Genomic DNA, 17,690 nt, shown 5'->3' on the forward strand with positions numbered 1-17,690 from the left:
GCCAGATGCGCTGAACCCGATCCTTGCCCACCTGCCAGCCGTCTGCCTGCAACAGGGCGGTGACGCGGCGGTAGCCATAGCGCCCGTACTCGGACGCCAGGGCGATGATGGCTCGGGTCAGCCCATCCTCGTCGGCGAGCATGGTCGGCACGTAGCGTTGCGTGCCGCGATGCTGGCCGACAATCCGGCAGGCGTGACGTTCCGAGAGGCCGTACTTATCCCGGATGCCAGCAACCGCCTGCCGGCGTCGCTCGGGGGCTACAAGTTTCCCGAGGCGACGTCCGCCAGCACCTGCTTCTCTAAGGACAGATCGGCCACGAGGCGGCGCAACCGAGCATTCTCGCGCTCAAGATCCTTCATCTTCCGCGCCTGATCAACCTGGAGACCGCCGTACTCCTTGCGCCAGCGGTAGTAGCTCTGCTCGGAGATCTCCGCCTCCTTGCACGCCAGGGCCAAACTCTTGCCCTGTGCTGTCTGCACCTCGATCTGGCGCAGCTTTAGCACAACCTGCTCCGCGCTCGTCTTCTGAACCTCGCCGCATGTCCGACTCCTTCGGTCCTGGCTGATCCTCTCAATCAGCCCGGTCCAAAGCCAGCCGGTCAGGTCACATAGCCAGTCAGTCAGGTCAGCTTCTCCCTCAAGGGCCTTGAAAAAGACGTTAGCAGGCGCGAGAGCTCTACCAATCGCGTCGATAAATATCTAGCATAAGCAAAGATTTCTCCAGATTTTCGTCCTAGCTTAGTTGGCTTCATGAGAAATTTGGAGAAACTCGACCGGCAAGTCGAGGCACTCGTCGAAAACGCCCGCTGTGAGATTGCCTCCTCCTACAGCATCGGTGTCCAGATTGGTGCGATGCGAGCGCACTTCGGGGAGCCCGATCCTCCGAGGCGTATGACCGTGCACGATGTGCTTGCCGAAATCGTAATCGGCCGACAGGAATGGCTCGCGGATCCAGAGACGGTTTTTCACGTCGAGATCGATGCCTGGGCGCCCGGGCCGGAAGCCGGCGTGGACGTAGTAGTGCCGGGCATCCTCGTGCACGGTCGGCAATGAGGAGAGCCATCTAAACACAGAGTGCGGGAGGCTCTCGGCATCGTCCACGCCATAGGAGGCGAGGGTGGCGCCGCCGCCGTTCTCTCGCCAAGCCAACATGCCAAGGGCCCCCTCGCAGGCCTGCAACATCAACTCCTCGTGGTTGCCTAGGAGACAGATCACCGCGTCCGGTGCGCGTTGTTGAAGCTCGCGTAGGATCCGAATGACAGAGGCGCTGTCCGGTCCACGATCGACGTAGTTACCGAGAAAGACGAGGCGATATGGCCTGCCTGCCCGGTGCGTCTCAATCGCCGACAACAACCTCTGCAGCAGCTTGGAGCACCCGTGGATGTCGCCGACGGCATAGGTCAAAGGCTTCGGGCGACCGCTCGGCGCGCCGGAACCGTTCTCCGTCATAGCGGATGCGCTGATAGTGCTTGCAGAAGCACGACCGGATGCGTGTTCTTGCAGGCGCAATTCCGGCCGTCGACCAAATTCCTGAAACTCCTGATCGAGGGAAACTCGATAGGGTACCTTGTACAGTCGAGATTCACAGGCGCAGTCTCTAAGCTTTTTCTGCCGTCGGGCCTTTTTTACCCGGTCATTGAAAAGCTTCCGCTGCTCGGCGATCATGTCGTGCGTTCGAGCCGCGACATCCTGCTGGCTCAGCTCCTCCAATTCGTACAGTGTCTTGTCTTCCGAAGCTCGTCGACGGCTGACAAAATTGAAGCGCATCGTTTGGTAGTCGAGGAGGCTGCAATCCGCCTGAACAGCAGCGGTATAATCGTCCTCGATGTACGCCGCCCACCTCGTCATCATGGACAGTTTAAGGTCGCGGAATTGATTGCGGTTGTAATGCTTCTCGGTTACATCATTGGACATGCCGCCGAGGTGATCGAGCACAAGCTTCGCCAGGGTCGGGGTCCAGTGTCCGTGCTCCGACCCGAAGGTCGTGAAGCCGCTGCGAGCATCGTGAGGTGTCATCGTCACTCCCATCGCACGAATGGTGCGTGTGAGGACGGACGCATCCATATGTGGAAGATGGTTCTGCTTTTTTTCCGACGACCACTCGCGGGCCGGAAGCATCCAGTCGCTGCTGGTGGCAGCGGCGATGTCGTGAAGGCGGATGGCGGCCTGCGCTCCTCGTCCGACCAGCCAAACCACGTGCGGCATGCGACTCTTCTTCCGCCGGGCCTTCTTACGGAAGTAGGGAGGGACAGACCACCTCACGATCCCCTCAGGCAGGATTGTCATGTTGCTGCGGCGCATACTCACCACGGCGCGGATGCGCTGGCAGCTGTAGAGAACGATCAAAGCCGCGCAGGCAATCCGCTCGTCGAGGACGTGGCGACGAAAGCCTTTCGGCGTCGGCTCGACCGTCGTGCAGTGAGCCACCACGCGGCCGAGTTCCAAGCGTGGCGGTGGTTCCCCTTCGCGCCGGTGGGTCATTGCGTTCGGCGTTGGCTCGATCCGGCTAGGATCACCCGGTTCCTTGTCGCTGCTTTCCGGAACCTGGAGCGAGCGCATCGCACCTGGACGCACGGTGGTGATGTCTGCCTCCTCCGAGGCCATCCATGACCACATCGCCCGGATGTAGGCGACGGCCTTCTCCGCCTCCCTGAGCGCCCCTCGTTGTGTGATCTCCTTCAGCGGTTCATGGAAGTCCTTCGGCGCGATCTCGTCCACTCGCCTCCCTTTCAAAGGGGCGAAGGCCTTGTCATTCTGAAGTGTCTTCCGCGTATCGTTCGCGGTTGACGGGCGACGCTTCTCCCGCAGCCATGCGAGGCGGTTTGCAAGCGCCTCATCCCAGAGCCAAGTCTTGGAAGCGTCGCGGGGCGGTTCCTCGCCGCGGGCCTGCTGCCGCTCGGCCTCGGTCTCCAGATGGGCGTAGGTGATGTAGGCGCCGGGGTCTACGTTCTGCTTCACCCGACTTCGAACCTTGGCGATCAGATCGCGCAGCCACGGGATGCCGCGGCGCGGCGTTCTGCCGGCCAAGTCTTCGACCGAATGCACGAGGATCCAACGGCGCATCGTGCCGTTCAGGCGGCCCTTGAATGTCAGGGACACCGCTTGAGGGCGGATCCGGACCCACACGCCTGGCTCGTCGGCAAATCCGACCTCGCCGAAGTTCTTTGCGATTTGCCCAGCGAGCGCCGACTCGAGTGCCGACTTCGTGAGGTAGGGTTTCTGGCCGGGCACGGCACCCTCCCTGGGTCTCGGTGGGGTCTCGCGGCTGCCGAAGGAATGGATCGAGCGGTCCGAAGCGTGCCCCGAGGATGCGCTGTCGAGGCGCAAGCTGTCGCCTTCAAAGGAGAATTCTCGGCTCCTTTCGCGGAGAATTTACGGGCGCGCCATTGCTGGGGAGAACAGCTGACTCTTAATCAGCGGGTCCTAGGTTCGAACCCTAGTGCGCCCACCAATTATCTCAAGGGCTTAGGGGCGAAACGGCCCCGCTCCGACCTCCCCTTCTGCAGCAGACGTAACAGCTGACGTAACGACGTACAGCTTTGCAGATTGCTGCCGCTATCGGCTTGCTGGGATTTCGCCACGGCTGTGCATCTAGTTGGAGGCTTGGTCGGCTCGCCGACACCTGTGAAGCGGGGCTGGGGCTCGACCCTATGCCCGCTGCTGCCTTTCGCAGCCGCCAACTTCTGAGTTCGTCGAAACCGCCGGTTCTCACACATCCAGGCGTAGGGAAGTCTGTTTCCGGGTTGTTGGGCATCCTCGCCTCGGATGACCGAAGGTGGCTGTTTGCGGCCTGTCTGCTTCGGGGCAGAAGATATGGGAGGCGGACGTCCAGCGCAGCACAGGTAGATGCCCTGAAGGACCCTAAGCGAACATTTGAACCGCTGGTGACGAAGGTTCGAATGGGGTAGAAAGCCTGCTGTGTCTCGGATGTAGACACCCTGCCGTTAGGGGCCGTGCGACCATGCGTCAGCCACGGGCCGGTAGCTGCAATCCTTAGCAGGCGACATGCAGCCGATCGGTTGCCGCGCTTCTTCTCAGTAGCCGAGATCTCACTTTTAGATGAGCGTCACAGGCGAAGAGCCGCGCTCACGGATCAGGGGTCGGCTCGTCTTCAAGCAGGGTGATCGAGGTCGCGACCGGGCCGTCCAATGGTCCCACGTGGGCTACGAAGCGTGCACGCGACCAGAGTTCGACGCGGTCTCCGTCGCTCAGGTAGAGAGCACGTTCCGCAGCGTCCGCGTCGGTGGCGGCCTCGATCGGGATGGTCGACCTGACGCTACCATCTGGCGCGAACCGGTATGCTCGGTATGGCGAGTTCGCACAGGAGGATTGGCGGCCGGCTGGGAAGCTCACGACGTCTGCCATTCACGCGCCTGTCCGCTACAGTCGAAAACACTAGCCCCATGCCGCTGTAGCTTGACGCACTCTAGCCGCCGATGCTGGCATCCTGCGCCTCCATGAGCCGCGAAGATAGCCCAGATGACTGGACTGCCGGAGCGAACGCGGGAAGAGCTGTCAAGGTTCTTGAGATCGCCCAATAGGCACTATCCGGTCCGTGCAACGCATGGAACGGTCGGCCGACACGGCCGTTTCGCCCCTCACGGCACGCCGCGTTGGCGAGCCGGCGACAAGGTTACCGCTATGGCTACCGGCACCGTGAAGTGGTTCAACGAGACCAAGGGCTTCGGCTTCATCCAGCCCGACGACGGCGGCAAGGACGTCTTCGTCCATATCTCCGCCGTCGAGCGCGCTGGGATGCGCAACCTCATCGAGGGGCAAAAGATCTCCTACGACGTCGAGGCCGACCGGCGCAGCGGCAAGGAAAGCGCCGCCAACTTGAAGAGCGCCTGAGCTTTCCTTCGACGGGGTAGCAGCGAGTTCTCGTCAGGCCGCTTCGGCTGGCCGGATCGGCCTGCCGTCATCTACGCGATCCAAGTTGAGCATCGGCTCACCCCGGTGAATTCGGTGGCCTCCTCGGCACCGCTGGCCTTCGATGGCGCCGCGCTGGGGTCTTCGGGTCGCGGTTCAACATGGTGGCATCTCGGTCAGATGCCTTCCACACCGGCAACGACCCCTCGCGAACGAACATGGCGAACGCCTCGGCCACCTCCCATCGGTCGAAGGCATGCACTCCGTCCACGGCGCGACCAACAATGCAGGCCTCGTCGGGCGCCTCTGCGATAGGTGGCCGGCTCTCCAGCGAGAACACCACGCCCGACCGATCCGGCCTGAGTTCGTCGGGCAGGGCCCCGATCTTTCGCCACAGGCAGTGCCAGCGGGCGCATGCCTCCGGGCGCTCAAGGTAGATCCCGCACGCCGTGCCGGTGTTGTGGCGGCACAGGATCCCCGCGGGCTTGGCGAGCGCCTCGATCTCCAAGACTGAATAACAGGTTGTACACGGACCGCATGACCGCCCCTGAACGAGAGCAGCGTTAGTTCGTGGTTGCGTTAGGCGGTGACCGCCTCGTTCACGAGGTTCCTTGATGATGGTCCGGTCCTCAATGTCACGTTGTTGCAGCTTGCAGCGCAGGGTGTAGAACGTCGCGGATGTCTGACGATGCTACGCACTCGGATCTCGTGACCACCGAGCGCATCGCGATCGAGCCCGTCGGCGCTGCCGTCGACGTCTACCTCCCTGAACCGACTACGCAGGCTCATCCGATCGGGTCAGACCACATCCTCGATCTGGCCGCGATCGTAGCAGCTCACGCCTCCGCGCCCGCGACCATGATCAACGCCGAGGCCAAAAAGCCGTCGCGTCGCATAGCGGTGCGATCGGCCCTGTTCATGGCGCGCCCTGCGAACCGATCAACCGGACGCCGAGACCGCTTTCGAGATTGGTGTTCGGATGCTCCGGCGATGAGCTTGAGCGCGGCTACTGGTCGTCATCGTCGTCGTTGACCTCGATCAGGTCGCTGGTGTCCTCGTCGTCCTCGTCGACCACGAGGGTGTCGTCTTCGACCCTGTCGCCATCGTCATCGACCTCCAGGGCGTCATCGCCCTCAGCATCGGTGTCCGTATCTTTGTCGGCCTCCTCGGCTTCGACTTCATCCAGCGACACGAGTTCTGGCCCGTCCGTCTCCTCCTCATCGTCGACCGGCGCCTCTTTGCGCGCCACCACGGGCGTGCCTCCCCTGGCGAAGGACGTTAACACGGAGGTTGGGACGACCTCACCCGAGTAGGGCGAGATCACGGGGCTCTTGTTGAGGTCGTAGAACTTCTTGCCCGTCGTCGGGCAAATTCGCTTCGTGCCGAGGTCCAGACGCGCCACTGCAACTCTCCATGGACGTGCTCAACGCTGGATGACCAGCGCATTTCCGGCTTCGTCTATCATAGACGGCAGCGGACGACCCTGCTGTAGGTCAGGCTGGATCGCATCTGGGCAGCGGGTGCACGCCGACGCCGGCACACTTCTCGCTGCCGACGACGGGCTAGCTGACAGAGCTGGAGGTCGAACAATTGACGCTAGCCTTACCCCCGCTTGAGCTTTTCGATGTCCGCTTTGTGCAGGCCGCTCGGATATTTCGAACGACCCATAATGGGCGCATAGCTGCCGGCCTGACTTGGCCGCAAGTCCTGGCTGATCCTCGCAATCAGCTCGGTCCAAAGCCAGCCGGTCAGGTCACTGGCGCGATGACCGTCGAGCAGGCCCATGAGATCTGCGACCGGCTCGAGGCGGCACTCCGCGCAGCCGTCGAAGCTGCCGTCGTGAGCATCCACGTCGAGCCCGACCACAAGGCGAAGCACTCCGGCATCCGCTTCGCCTGAGCGATCCACGGCGCGTGTCACCCACGACGCCGAAGATCATTCATGGGACACTCGCACGGCGGCGGCATCTCGTCGGGCTCGGCGGCGAGGAACGGGAGCCGTCTTGCCGGGGCGATGGCGCTCACCCTGGCCTACATGCTGGCCGAAGGCACTTCTGGGCGAATGACGACGCGGCTAAGCTGGCCAAGGGCCTGCGCGAGGCGCTCGACCAGATGAAGGTCGCGAAAGGCTGACACGGATGCACGGCCCGAGCTCTCCTCCCTTCAAGGTTGCCGTCGTCTGGCGAGGCGATGCGCAGGCGCGGGTCGAGGCACGCCCCGAGAGCAGCCGGTTCGTGGCGGTGTTCGCCGCCCTGGGGCGGCACGGCATCGCCGCCGAGCCCGCCGTCTGGGTCGAAGGGCAGGCAGACCTCCTCCGGGCCCAACTCATGGTGATGGACGCGGTGCTGGTCTGGGTGAACCCGGTGACGGAGGAGACCGGCGCGGGCCGTGCTGCCCTGGACGCGGTGCTGCGGGAGGTCGCGGAGGCTGGCATCCTCGTCAGCGCACATCCCGACGTCATCGACCGGATGGGCACCAAGGAGGTGCTGTACCGGACCCGGGAGATGGGCTGGGGATCGGAGACATACCTCTACCGGAGCCATGCAGCCCTCGCGGCCGAATTCCCTAGCCGCGTGTTCAAGGAGCCGCGGGTGTTGAAGCGGAGCCGCGGCAACGGCGGCATCGGGGTGTGGAAGGTCGAGCGCGGGACGGGCGCGGACGTCCTTGTGCAGGAGGCGCGGGACAGGAGCCTGCGCACCGTGCCACTCGACGCGTTCCTGGCCGAGCGCGCCTCCGACTTCGCGGCGGGCGGCACCCTCGTCGACCAGCCCTTCCAGGCGCGCCATCTGGAGGGGATGGTCCGCTGCTACGTCAGCGGCACGCGCGTCGTGGGCTTCGGTGCCCAGTATGTCACGGCCCTCGCGCCGCCCGAGCACGGGAGGGCGCCGCCGCGCCTCTATTCGGGGCCGGACGACGAGCGCTTCCAGCGTCTTCGCGGTCTGATGGAAGCGGACTGGATCCCGCAGATGACGGCTCTTCTCGGGTTGAAGCCGGACGACCTGCCGGTCATCTGGGACGCCGACTTCCTGCTGGGGCCGAAGGATACTGCCGGCGAGGACACCCACGTGCTCTGCGAGATCAACGCGAGCTCGGTGTTCCCCATCCCCGACGAGGCGCCCGATGCCCTGGCCGCAACCACGATGCGAAGGCTGGCCCAAGCACGCGTCCGCTGGACGTCGAGACGTTCCTGACGAGAGGCCCCTGCATGTGAAGCCCGAAAGGTCCGTCCTGTCGGGTGACTAGGCGAGATTCGGTCAGACCGGTTCGCCGCCTCGATAGCGCGCGAAGGTGGTCCGGCCCTCCGGCCCGAACAGGACGACGTCGTAGGTGGCCGGCTCCATGCCGTCGACCTCCATGCCTGGCGAGCCGGCCGGCATGCCGGGGACCGCCAGCCCCGTACTCTGGGGCTTCTCGGCCAGAAGCCGCCTGATCGCCCCGGCCGGCACGTGCCCTTCGATCGCGTAGCCGCCGACCTGGGCGGTGTGACAGGAGGCGAGGTCCCGCGGCACGCCGAGGCGCACCTTCACCGGGTTGACCGGGCCCTCGGTCACCGTGACGGCGAAGTCGGCTTCGCGCAGGTGCGCGACCCACTTCTCGCAGCAGCCGCAGGTCGGGTCCTTGGTCACCGCGACCGTAGGCAATCCCTCTGCCAGGGCACCCCGTCCGAGCGCCAGCCCCGCCGCCAAGCCCGCGAGCACGGCACGCCGGGACGGCATCATATCGCTCCTCATCGTCATCTCCCGTTCGACCTCACTCGGCCGCCTGCGGCAGCCTCACGTTTCCGTCTGTCGCCTCGCGGGCGACCTTGTCCGCCGAAGGCAACCCGCGGCCCTTCACCAGGGCGTAGACTGCCGGGATCACGACCAGCGTCAGCACCGTCGAGGACATCATCCCGCCGATCATCGGCACCGCGATGCGCTGCATGACTTCGGAGCCCGAGCCGGTGCTCCAGAGGATGGGCAGAAGGCCCGCCATGATGGCGACCACCGTCATCATCTTAGGCCGCACCCGCTCGACCGCGCCGACCATGATGGCTCGCCGCAGGTCCTCGCGCGTGATCGGGCGCCCCTCGCGCCCGCACTCGGCGCGAACCTCGTCCAGCGCATGGTCGAGGTAGACCAGCATGATCACGCCGGTCTCGGCGGCCACCCCGGCGAGCGCGATGAAGCCAACCGCCACCGCGACCGACAGGTTGAAGCCGAGCCACCACATCAGCCAGACGCCCCCGACCAGGGCGAAGGGAAGCGACAGCATGACGATGAGCGTCTCGGTCAGGCGCCGGAAGTTCAGATAGAGGAGCAGGAAGACGACGAGCAGAGTGAGCGGCACCACGATCTTCAGCCGCGCCTCCGCCCGCTCCAGATATTCGTACTGCCCACTCCACTGCAGGCTCGTGCCCAGCGGCAGCTTCACGGCGTCAGCCACCGCCTTGCGCGCCTCGGCCACGTAGCCGCCCAGGTCCCGTCTGGCGATGTCGACGAACAGGTAGACCGCGAGCTGCCCGTTCTCGGTGCGGATCGAGGTCGGCCCGCGCGTGAGTTCGACCTTCGCCACCTCGCCGAGCGGCACCGTGCCGCCTGTCGGCAGCGGGACTTGGACCTCGTTCGCGATGGCTCGCGGGTCCGAGCGGAAGGCCCGCGGGTAGCGGACGTTGACGGTGTAGCGCTCGCGGCCCTCGACCGTGTTCGTCACGCTTTGCCCACCGAGGGCGGTCGCGACCACATCCTGCACGTCGCCGACCATGAGGCCGTAGCGCCCAAGCGCCTCGCGGTCGGGCGCGATGTCGAGGAAGTAGCCGCCGATGACCCGCTCGGCGTAGGCGCTCGATGTGCCCGGCACGTTGCGGACGACGGCCTCGACCTGACGGGCGACCCCCTCCATCTCCCGGAGGTCGCTGCCCAGCACCTTTACGCCCACCGGCGTGCGGATGCCGGTCGAGAGCATGTCGATGCGGGCGCGGATCGGCTGCGTCCAGGCATTCGACACGCCCGGGAACTGCAGGGCCGCGTCCATCTCGGCTTTGAGGCTCGCGAGCGTCACGCCCGGACGCCAATCCGCTCTCGGCTTCAACGCGATGACCGTCTCGAACATCTCCATCGGGGCCGGGTCGGTCGCCGTGTTGGCGCGGCCCGCCTTGCCGTAGACGGAGGTCACCTCGGGGAAGCTCTTGATGATGCGGTCCTGAGTAGCGAGGAGTTCGCCCGCCTTGGTCACCGAGATGCCCGGCAGGGTTGTCGGCATGTAGAGCAGGGTACCCTCGTCGAGCTCCGGCATGAACTCTGAGCCGAGCTGCCGGGCCGGCCATGCGGTTGCGGCCAGCACGCCCACGGCGAGCAGAATGGTGAGCCCCCGGGCCCGCAGCACGCCGGCGATAAGCGGTCGGTAGACCCAGATGAGGAGCCGGTTCAGCGGGTTGCGGTGCTCGGGGACGATCCGCCCGCGCACGAACAGCACCATCAGGGCAGGCACCAGGGTCACCGACAGGAGCGCTGCCGCCGCCATCGCGAAAGTCTTGGTGTAAGCGAGCGGCCCGAACAGCCGGCCCTCCTGGCTCTCCAGGGTGAAGATTGGCAGGAAGCTCACCGTGATCACGAGGAGCGAGAAGAACAGCGAGGGCCCAACCTCGCTTGCCGCCTCGACCAGGACCTCGACCCGCGGTTTGTCCGGCGGCGCCCGCTCCAGGTGCTTGTGGGCGTTCTCGATCATGACGATGGCGGCGTCGACCATGGCGCCGACCGCGATGGCGATGCCGCCCAGGCTCATGATGTTGGCGCCGATTCCGAGCGCCTTCATGCCCGCGAAGGCCATCAGGATGCCGACCGGCAGCATCAGGATGGCCACCAGCGCGCTGCGCACGTGCAGCAGGAAGACGATGCAGACGAGAGAGACGACGACGCTCTCCTCGACCAGCGTGTGCCGCAGGGTCTCGATGGCCGCGTCGATGAGGTGCGAGCGGTCGTAGACCGGCAGGATCTCGGTGCCGGCGGGCAGGCTTTTGGCGACCTCCGCGAGCTTCGCCTTCACGCCTTCGATGACGTTGAGCGCGTTCGCGCCGAAGCGCTGCAAAACGATGCCGCCGGCGACCTCGCCCGTGCCGTTCATCTCGGTGATGCCGCGCCGCTCGTCCGGGCCGACCTCGACCCGGGCGACGTCCCGGACCCGCAGCGGCGTGCCGCCTGAGGTCTTCAGCACGATGTTCTCGATGTCGGCGACGGTCCGGATGTAGCCGCGGCCGCGTACCATGAACTCGAATTCGGAGAGCTCGACCGTGCGGCCGCCGACATCGGCGTTGCTCGCGCGGATGGCGTCCCGGAGCTTGTTGAGCGAGATGCCCTGCGCGCGCAGGCGGTTCGGGTCGGCGACGACGTTGTACTGCTTGACGAAGCCGCCGACGCCGGCCACCTCGGCCACGCCCTCGGCCCGCGAGGCCCCGAAGCGGACGACCCAGTCCTGCAGCGAGCGAAGCTCGGCGAGCGACCTCTCCTTGGCGACGACGACGTATTGGTAGACCCAGCCCACGCCCGTCGCGTCGGGGCCAAGCGTCGGCGTCACTCCGGCCGGCAGGCGGCTCGCCGCGCCGCTGAGGTACTCCAGCACGCGGGAGCGGCCCCAGTACGGGTCGGTGCCGTCCTCGAAGATGACATAGACGAACGACACCCCGAAGAACGAGAAGCCACGCACCACCTTTGCCTTCGGCACCGTCAGCATGGCGGTGGTCAGCGGGTAGGTGACCTGATCCTCGACGACTTGCGGGGCCTGGCCCGGGTACTCGGTGTAGACGATGGCCTGCACGTCCGAGAGGTCCGGGATGGCGTCGAGCGGCAGGGTCCGCAGCGCCAGGACGCCGCTCGCGACCGCGAACACGGTCCCGATCAGCACCAGGACGAGGTTGCGGGCCGACCAGCCGATGAGGCGCGCGATCACGGCGCACCTCCCGCGCTCGCCGTCTGCCGGTCGTCCTTGGGCGCGGTCATCCCCTGCAGCGCCGCCTTCAGGTTGCTCTCGGCGTCGATCAGGAAGTTCGCCGCGGTGACCACCCGGTCGCCGGCCGATACGCCCTCGCGGATCTCGACGTAGCCCCGGCGGCGGAGGCCGACCTTCACTGCCGTAGGCTCGAAGCGCCCCTCGCCGCGGTCGAGTAGCACGACCTAGCGTTCGCCCGTGTCGATGACGGCGTCGTCCGGTACCGCCACCACCGGCTTGCCGTCGCCCGTCGCGATCTCGACGTCGGCGTACATCGACGGGCGCAGCGCCCCGTCGGGGTTGGGTAACTCGATGCGCAGCCGGGCGGTCCGGGTCTCCGCCATCAGGTGCGGGTAGATCCGCGTCACGGTCCCGGAGAAGGTCCGGTCGGGAAAGGCCCGGACCCGCACCGTCGCCTTCTGCCCCTCCGCCACCCCGGCGAGGTCGCGCTCCGGCACGTCGGCCAGCACCCAGACGCGCGCGTGGTCGACGATGCGGAACAGAACGTCGCCGGACTTGGCCTTCATCCCGTCCGAGACGTTTCGCTCGACCACGACGCCGTCCCGCGGCGAGGACCAGGTGATGGAGGGCGGCACCCTATGGGTGCGCTCGATCTCGTCGATGACCTCGGGCGGGATGGCGAGGTTCTCCAGGCGCCGCCGGCCGCCCTCGTAGCCGATGGAGGTCAGGTACTGGGCCGCGACCGCGTTGATCTCGGGCGCGAACAGGCGCAGCAGCGGCTGACCCTTGTGGACGTGGTCGCCCGTCGTCACCGGCTCGACCTTCTCGATGAAGGCGTCCGTGCGCATGGCGATGACGGAGATGCGGCGCTCGTCCTCCTCGACGCTGCCCGGCGCCCGCACCGGCACCGACAGGACGCGGCGCTCCGCGACCTCGGTCCGCACCCCCGTGCGCTGCACCTTGCCCGGCGACATCTTCACGACGCCGCCCTCGTCCTCGCCCGCGTAGACGGGGATGTAGTCCATCCCCATCGAGTCCTTCTTCGGCACCGGCGAGGTGTCGGCCAAGCCCATCGGGTTCCGGTAGTAGAGGATGCGCCGGGCGTCGCGGCCGGGCTTGGCCGCCTCGCCCGGCTCCGTACCGTGCCCGGCCATGTCGGCGGGGATGGCCTCGCCGTCCCCGTCGTCGAAGCGCACGTCCTCGCTGGCTCGGACCGCCCGGAACTCCCGGCCGTCCGCCGTCACCGTCGGCGACGCCGAGTAGACGGGCTTCCCGTCCGGGTCCCGGTAGTAGACCACCGGTCCGAACGCGGGCTTGGGCAGGGCTGGCGCTTGCGCGGCGGGCAGCAGGCGGGCGACGCCGTGGCGGGCCCGCTCCACGAGCGCCGGCACGTACCCGGACCTCGCCCACTCGACGAAGGCCGGAACGGGGCCGTCCTGCCGTCCCGTCCAATAGCCGAGCCCCCCCGCCGCGAGCGCGGCGAGGGTCCCGGCGATCCATGCCGGGCGGGTCATTTCGCGGCCTGAAGGACCAGCTTGTCCTCGACCGTGCCGGTCTCGCCGTGGACCTTGGCGGCCAGCGAGAGGCGCCAGCGGCCCTGCATCGAGAGCTTGGCCTTGAAGCGGTAGACGCCGGGCTCGGTCGAGGGGACCTGCTCGACCTTCGTGGCCATCTCCTCCATCGCGTCGGGGGCCATGTCGAGGCGCTTGGCGAAGACTACGGCGTCGGGCACGGGCTTGCCGCTCCGCTGGTCGACGAGCCGGACGGCGATGATGGCCTCGCCGACCTTCGCTTCCTGCTGCACGAGCTCGAAGCGGTAGTCCTTGACGTCCGCCAGAGCGGGCAGGGCAAACGCCGACGCCGACAGGGCGGCGCCGAGCAGCGCGGCCGGCACGGCGCGCGCGAAGGGGTTCTTGGTCACGGGTTTTGTCTCCTGAACGCGATGGATGGCCACGCGCGGGCGCGCGTCAATGTGCCGGCGCACGCGCCGGCGGCATCGGGTTCAGGTTCGGGGAGGCTCTGGTAGCGGTGGTCCGTGCAGGCTGGCGAAGGACGTGGCGTGAGGCCAGGCCGGCGCGGCATGCGTCGCGACGGGCGCCGGAACGAGGATCGCGCTCGGCAGGAGCGAGGCGACGCTGGCGAGGCAGAGCGCCATCAACGGGCAACCCGCATTGGTGCAGTCCGGCTTGTCCGGCGGGCAGCAGGGCATGTCGTCCATGTCCATACCGCCTCTGTCCATGGCTGCGTGGTCCATGGCGGGCATCGCCCCGTGCGAGCCGTGCGCCTGCGCAGTCATGGACGCGTGCATGCCCGCGGCAGCCGCGCAGGCGGTCACCGGCGTCAAGGCGAGGCTGAGGACCGCCAGAAGCGGGAGCAGCCGCCGGAGGGCGAGCCAGAACGTCACGAAGCGACGATGCCAGTTTTCTGGGTCGTGCGGAAGGTCGATGGACGACACGGTGCTGCTGCCCACGGTGGGAAGGTCAAGGGCGCGCAACCACCGGGACCAATCGGACCGTCCCGGCGGTCCCCCGCGGTGGGTCAGTACCCGTAACGGTGATGGTGGTGGCCCCGGTTGGAGTGGACGAGGCGGTCGTAGCCGTGATGGTGGCGGCGTTCGTGGCCATAGCTATACTCGTAGCTATGGCCATGGTGGCGGTAGTGGTCCCTGTCGTCATGATGGTGGTGCCGGGGTCCATGCTCGTACCTCTGTGCGGACGCCGCGCCGGGGAGGAGCACGAGGGCGGCGACGACTAGACCTGTGACGCGGAGCTTCATCGGACAACCTTTGAGGTTCGAGGATGCACGCAGTCTCGTCTGACCGCGTTGAACCCGCTCTGAAGCCGACGCGCAGCTTCCGTTCAGCGAACGGTGCCGCTTCCTCCGGCAACATCCGGTCGCGGCTCCTTGTGGCGCGTCTCGGCCATTCGGGTGCGTGTTCATCATCGACGAACCCGCGGAAGAAGGCGCTTTCTGCTGGGGGGTCAGCTACAGGTCGTTGGTGGCAAAGTAGCCGGCATGTGAGCAGAAGGATTGGGTTGAGTGTGCCCAAGTTTCAAACACTTGGCCCTGCTCGATTTTGCAAGAATTGCCTGATGTGTGCGGTCGGGTAGTCGCGCGGCGTGGCGTTGTGATGAGCGGCGGACGAAGTTCGTCCTCTGGCGCTCAAGCGGCGCACTCATGGGGCGGCTGCCAAAGCGCCGGTATCGGTATCGGGACGGTAGGGCAGGGGGTGATGGTCCCCGGCCTCGTGTCGTGCGGGGCCACAGGTATGGGGAAGCGAACATTCAGCGCTGCACAGGTAGATGCCTTAAAGTGACCCCTGTCGGGCCTTCCGCGGTTCAGATCCGAACGTCTGCTCCAAGGCGGTAAACGCACCACGCCGAGATCCAGCGAGCACGCGTTGCATTTGCGGCCGCGGGACAGGGGGCGCCGCGGTCGACCGCGAGGTGGCCTTGATCGCGCGAGTGCGTGCGATTGGCCCGGGGCCTGATCCTTACGGTCGCCCTTGCCTACTGCCTGGGCTCGCCCAAGCTCCCGCAGTCGCGCACCTCGAAGTAGTCAAGCGCTTCTAGCACTAAGCCACCCCGAGGCGCGGAATCTCGTCCTTAGAGGATGAAATCCCCAGCCGTGAAGCTGTGCAGGCCTGACGCCTTGATCGCGAAGTCTGCGTAGACGTCGCCGTTCACGTCTCCCACGAGGTAGGTGTGGCCGCCGGAATCGTACTCCCGGAGCTCGCCCGCCTTGTGGTGAAAGCCCTGGTCACCGATGAAGGTGAAGCCCTGGTCGCCCGAGGTGCGGGTGTTGGCGTCGATCAGGTGCAGATCCAGCTTGTCCGTCCCGTGCGCGAAGTCCGCGACCGTCTGGCCGTGGGCTTCCTTGACCGTGTCGAACACAAACGTGTCCTTGCCGGCCCCACCGAACAGGGTGTCGTAGCCGCCGTTGCCGTTGATCGTGTCGTTGCCCGCGCCGCCCTTGAGGGTTTCGGCCGCGCTGGTCCCGACGAGCGTCTTCCCCACGTCCGGGATGGGGGCGGTCGAAACCGGTGTCGGAGCTGGCGCCGGCGTTGGGGTCGGAACCGGAGCAGGCGTCGGCGTGACGAGGGAGCCCCCCACGTCGTTCGCCTCGGCCCGCTCGGTAGCGTTCGGGACGCCGAAATCCTGGGTCACGAACACGACGCTGCGGCCGTTGAGCGTGCCCTGCTGGAGACCAATGCCGACCTCTGAGAAATTACCGACGATGTTCGCGTAGTGACCGGGCGAGTTGACCAGATTCTGGTGCAACTGCTGGACGGTCGCTTCGTTGAGGGTGCCGGTGACCCAGGCAATGTTCTCACCCCACGATGTCCAGCCGTAACCGGCGCTGGTCTCGCGATCACCGGCCGAGGAGCCGTTCACGCCCGTGTGGGAAAATGTGTCGGTCTGGTCCATCCACTGACTGTGGGAATCAGCGGCGTTCAGAAGCTCGCCATCGAAGCTGAGCGCAGTCTTGCCGGCGCTGGCGCGGGTCTGATTGACAAGGGACAGGAAGTACGACTCAAGACCGGTGGGAGTAGCTGTAGCCATTATTACAAATCATTCCTTGATAAAATTCTTAGGTCTGCATTCCTCTTTATTTGTTGTTGGCTTTTGTTATTTGGAATGCGGGTCGGCAAATCGCCGCCAACCTTGGCGAGAATATGTCCTATGTTAACCCCAGCGCAGGCGGAACAGGGTCGCCCCGCACTCGTCCACGAACCAGATCTGGATCGTCGCGTCCGGCATCATGGGTCTGCGCCTGCACGAAATCGAAGCTCCAGACGTGGTTGCGATGCTGCGGCCGCAGCCGTTTGCCCGAGCCGTCGTTGAGCCACAGGCGGCTGCGTGACCGGTGCTTCTGCGGGACCTTCAGCCCCTCGTGACGCCACCCTCGCCCTTCGCAGCGATGCGCTGGTCTATCGGGCACCTCGTACTTCGTGATTTGAGCGGCCATCACATCGCGGCTGACCTTCAGCGTCCGCTTCTGGGTTCCTGATCTCGCAGACTCAGATGACCGAAGGTGGCCGATAGCTGCCTGTCCGCTTTGGGGCTCAGGCTGCGGGCAAGCGGACGGTATCCGGGCTCAGACTGGGTAGGGTGACGCAGGACGCGGAGGACCGGCGATCAGTACCTCCCGTCCTACAGCCCTTATCTCAATCCGATCGAGCAGGCCTTCACGAAGCTCAGGGCGGTGTTGCGCAGTGCGGCAGCCCGACGATCTCAGATCTCTGGGCCGCAATATAGAGGGCTTACACCCGTTTCACTTCGCAGGAGTGCCGCAACTATCCCGCAGCAGCAGGCTACGAGGACGACTTGGCCGTCGCTACCTGACCGCTGACAACTCTAATCCCCGTGTGCCCGGCGACGTAGCGCCCGAGCGCGCTCGCGGCGTTGAGCATGTGGGCGCGCATCCGGCGGGCCGCGGCCTCGCCGTCGCCCTCCGCGATCGCCGCCAGGATCTCGCCGTGCTCGGCTCGCGAGCGCTGGATGCGCTCGCCCTGGCGCAGCTGCGTCCGGCGGAAGGCCGCCAGCCGCGTGCGGATCGCGAGCGCCTGCTCGGCCATGAAGGCGTTGTGGGTCGCCCGGTAGAGCGCCTCGTGGAAGGCCCGGTTGAGGGCGTCGTAGGCGTCGACATCGCCCGCCTCGACGAGCGCGCCCGCGCTCTCGTGCAGGTCGAGGAGATGGCTCCGCTCCAGGGGCGTCATCCGGTAGGTGGCGAGCCGCACGCACATCGCCTCCACCTCGGCGGTCGTCTCGAACATGTCCATGATGCGCTCGGGCGTCATCCGGGTCACGACGACGCCCCGGCGCGGGCGCACCTCGACGAGGCCGCTCACCGCAAGCTGGCGCAGGGCCTCGCGGACGGGCGTGCGCGAGGCGCCGA

Annotated in this window: 12 protein-coding genes, 1 tRNA gene and 4 pseudogenes; 5 read left to right on the forward strand and 12 right to left on the reverse strand. The window is 66.4% G+C overall.

The window, feature by feature from the left end; genetic code table 11:
• Together E1J50_RS20495 and E1J50_RS20500 are read right to left on the reverse strand one after the other, a co-directional pair.
• Nucleotides 1-541 (reverse strand): annotated as a pseudogene (locus E1J50_RS20495) (transposase); the annotation flags it as partial.
• Between the two features lie 197 nt (nt 542-738).
• A complete protein-coding gene (locus E1J50_RS20500) occupies nt 739-1,449 on the reverse strand; it encodes a metallophosphoesterase family protein (RefSeq protein WP_132255669.1) in 711 nt (236 codons plus the stop codon).
• Between the two features lie 1,927 nt (nt 1,450-3,376).
• On the opposite strand from E1J50_RS20500, the gene E1J50_RS20505 reads away from it, so the two are divergent.
• Together E1J50_RS20505 and E1J50_RS20510 are read left to right on the forward strand one after the other, a co-directional pair.
• Nucleotides 3,377-3,451, forward strand: a tRNA-OTHER gene (locus tag E1J50_RS20505).
• A gap of 1,190 nt (nt 3,452-4,641) precedes the next feature.
• On the forward strand, nt 4,642-4,851 hold the full coding sequence (locus tag E1J50_RS20510) for a cold-shock protein (protein ID WP_132255660.1): 210 nt from the start codon (nt 4,642-4,644) through the stop codon (nt 4,849-4,851).
• A 97-nt stretch (nt 4,852-4,948) separates the two neighbouring features.
• On the opposite strand, the gene E1J50_RS20515 is transcribed toward E1J50_RS20510, so the two are convergent.
• Nucleotides 4,949-5,377, reverse strand: coding sequence for a hypothetical protein (locus tag E1J50_RS20515; protein WP_207919258.1), 429 nt, complete (start codon nt 5,375-5,377; stop codon nt 4,949-4,951).
• A 498-nt stretch (nt 5,378-5,875) separates the two neighbouring features.
• Nucleotides 5,876-6,271 carry a TIGR02300 family protein gene (locus E1J50_RS20525; protein ID WP_132255661.1) on the reverse strand — a complete coding sequence of 132 codons (396 nt, stop codon included), beginning with the start codon at nt 6,269-6,271 and terminating at the stop codon, nt 5,876-5,878.
• A 362-nt stretch (nt 6,272-6,633) separates the two neighbouring features.
• Between E1J50_RS20525 and E1J50_RS20530 the strand changes: the two genes are divergently transcribed.
• Both E1J50_RS20530 and E1J50_RS20540 read left to right on the forward strand, forming a co-directional pair.
• Nucleotides 6,634-6,768: a cation transporter dimerization domain-containing protein gene (locus E1J50_RS20530; RefSeq protein ID WP_132255662.1), complete on the forward strand. Its 135-nt coding sequence runs from the start codon at nt 6,634-6,636 to the stop codon at nt 6,766-6,768.
• A 238-nt stretch (nt 6,769-7,006) separates the two neighbouring features.
• On the forward strand, nt 7,007-8,059 hold the full coding sequence (locus tag E1J50_RS20540; protein WP_132255663.1) for a Cj0069 family protein: 1,053 nt from the start codon (nt 7,007-7,009) through the stop codon (nt 8,057-8,059).
• Between the two features lie 63 nt (nt 8,060-8,122).
• Here E1J50_RS20540 and E1J50_RS20545 read toward each other — a convergent pair whose 3' ends face one another.
• The 7 genes and pseudogenes from E1J50_RS20545 to E1J50_RS20580 form a co-directional block, all read right to left on the reverse strand.
• Nucleotides 8,123-8,599, reverse strand: a complete 477-nt coding sequence (locus tag E1J50_RS20545) for a DUF411 domain-containing protein (RefSeq protein ID WP_132255664.1) — start codon at nt 8,597-8,599, stop codon at nt 8,123-8,125.
• Nucleotides 8,600-8,618: 19 nt separating this feature from the next.
• Nucleotides 8,619-11,792, reverse strand: a complete 3,174-nt coding sequence (locus E1J50_RS20550; RefSeq protein ID WP_132255665.1) for an efflux RND transporter permease subunit — start codon at nt 11,790-11,792, stop codon at nt 8,619-8,621.
• A pseudogene (locus tag E1J50_RS20555) lies at nt 11,789-13,306 on the reverse strand (efflux RND transporter periplasmic adaptor subunit). Before E1J50_RS20555 ends, E1J50_RS20550 begins: the two are co-directional and overlap by 4 nt.
• On the reverse strand, nt 13,303-13,713 hold the full coding sequence (locus E1J50_RS20560; protein WP_132255666.1) for a FixH family protein: 411 nt from the start codon (nt 13,711-13,713) through the stop codon (nt 13,303-13,305). The pseudogene E1J50_RS20555 and the gene E1J50_RS20560 overlap by 4 nt, the downstream one beginning before the upstream one ends.
• A gap of 81 nt (nt 13,714-13,794) precedes the next feature.
• Nucleotides 13,795-14,196, reverse strand: a complete 402-nt coding sequence (locus E1J50_RS20565) for a hypothetical protein (protein ID WP_132255670.1) — start codon at nt 14,194-14,196, stop codon at nt 13,795-13,797.
• 1,201 nt (nt 14,197-15,397) lie between these two features.
• Nucleotides 15,398-16,354, reverse strand: a complete 957-nt coding sequence (locus E1J50_RS20575; RefSeq protein ID WP_132255667.1) for a CAP domain-containing protein — start codon at nt 16,352-16,354, stop codon at nt 15,398-15,400.
• Nucleotides 16,355-16,550: 196 nt separating this feature from the next.
• Nucleotides 16,551-16,700 (reverse strand): annotated as a pseudogene (locus tag E1J50_RS20580) (IS3 family transposase); the annotation flags it as partial.
• A gap of 234 nt (nt 16,701-16,934) precedes the next feature.
• Here E1J50_RS20580 and E1J50_RS20585 point away from each other — a divergent pair.
• Nucleotides 16,935-17,137: pseudogene (locus E1J50_RS20585) on the forward strand (IS630 family transposase); the annotation flags it as partial.
• On the opposite strand, the gene E1J50_RS20590 reads toward E1J50_RS20585, so the two are convergent.
• A partial coding sequence (locus tag E1J50_RS20590; protein ID WP_132255668.1) for a GntR family transcriptional regulator occupies nt 17,107-17,690 on the reverse strand: 584 nt, incomplete at its 5' end. The pseudogene E1J50_RS20585 and the gene E1J50_RS20590 sit on opposite strands and share 31 nt — an antisense overlap.

It is taken from the genome of Methylobacterium segetis (assembly GCF_004348265.1).
Taxonomy (GTDB): domain Bacteria; phylum Pseudomonadota; class Alphaproteobacteria; order Rhizobiales; family Beijerinckiaceae; genus Methylobacterium; species Methylobacterium segetis.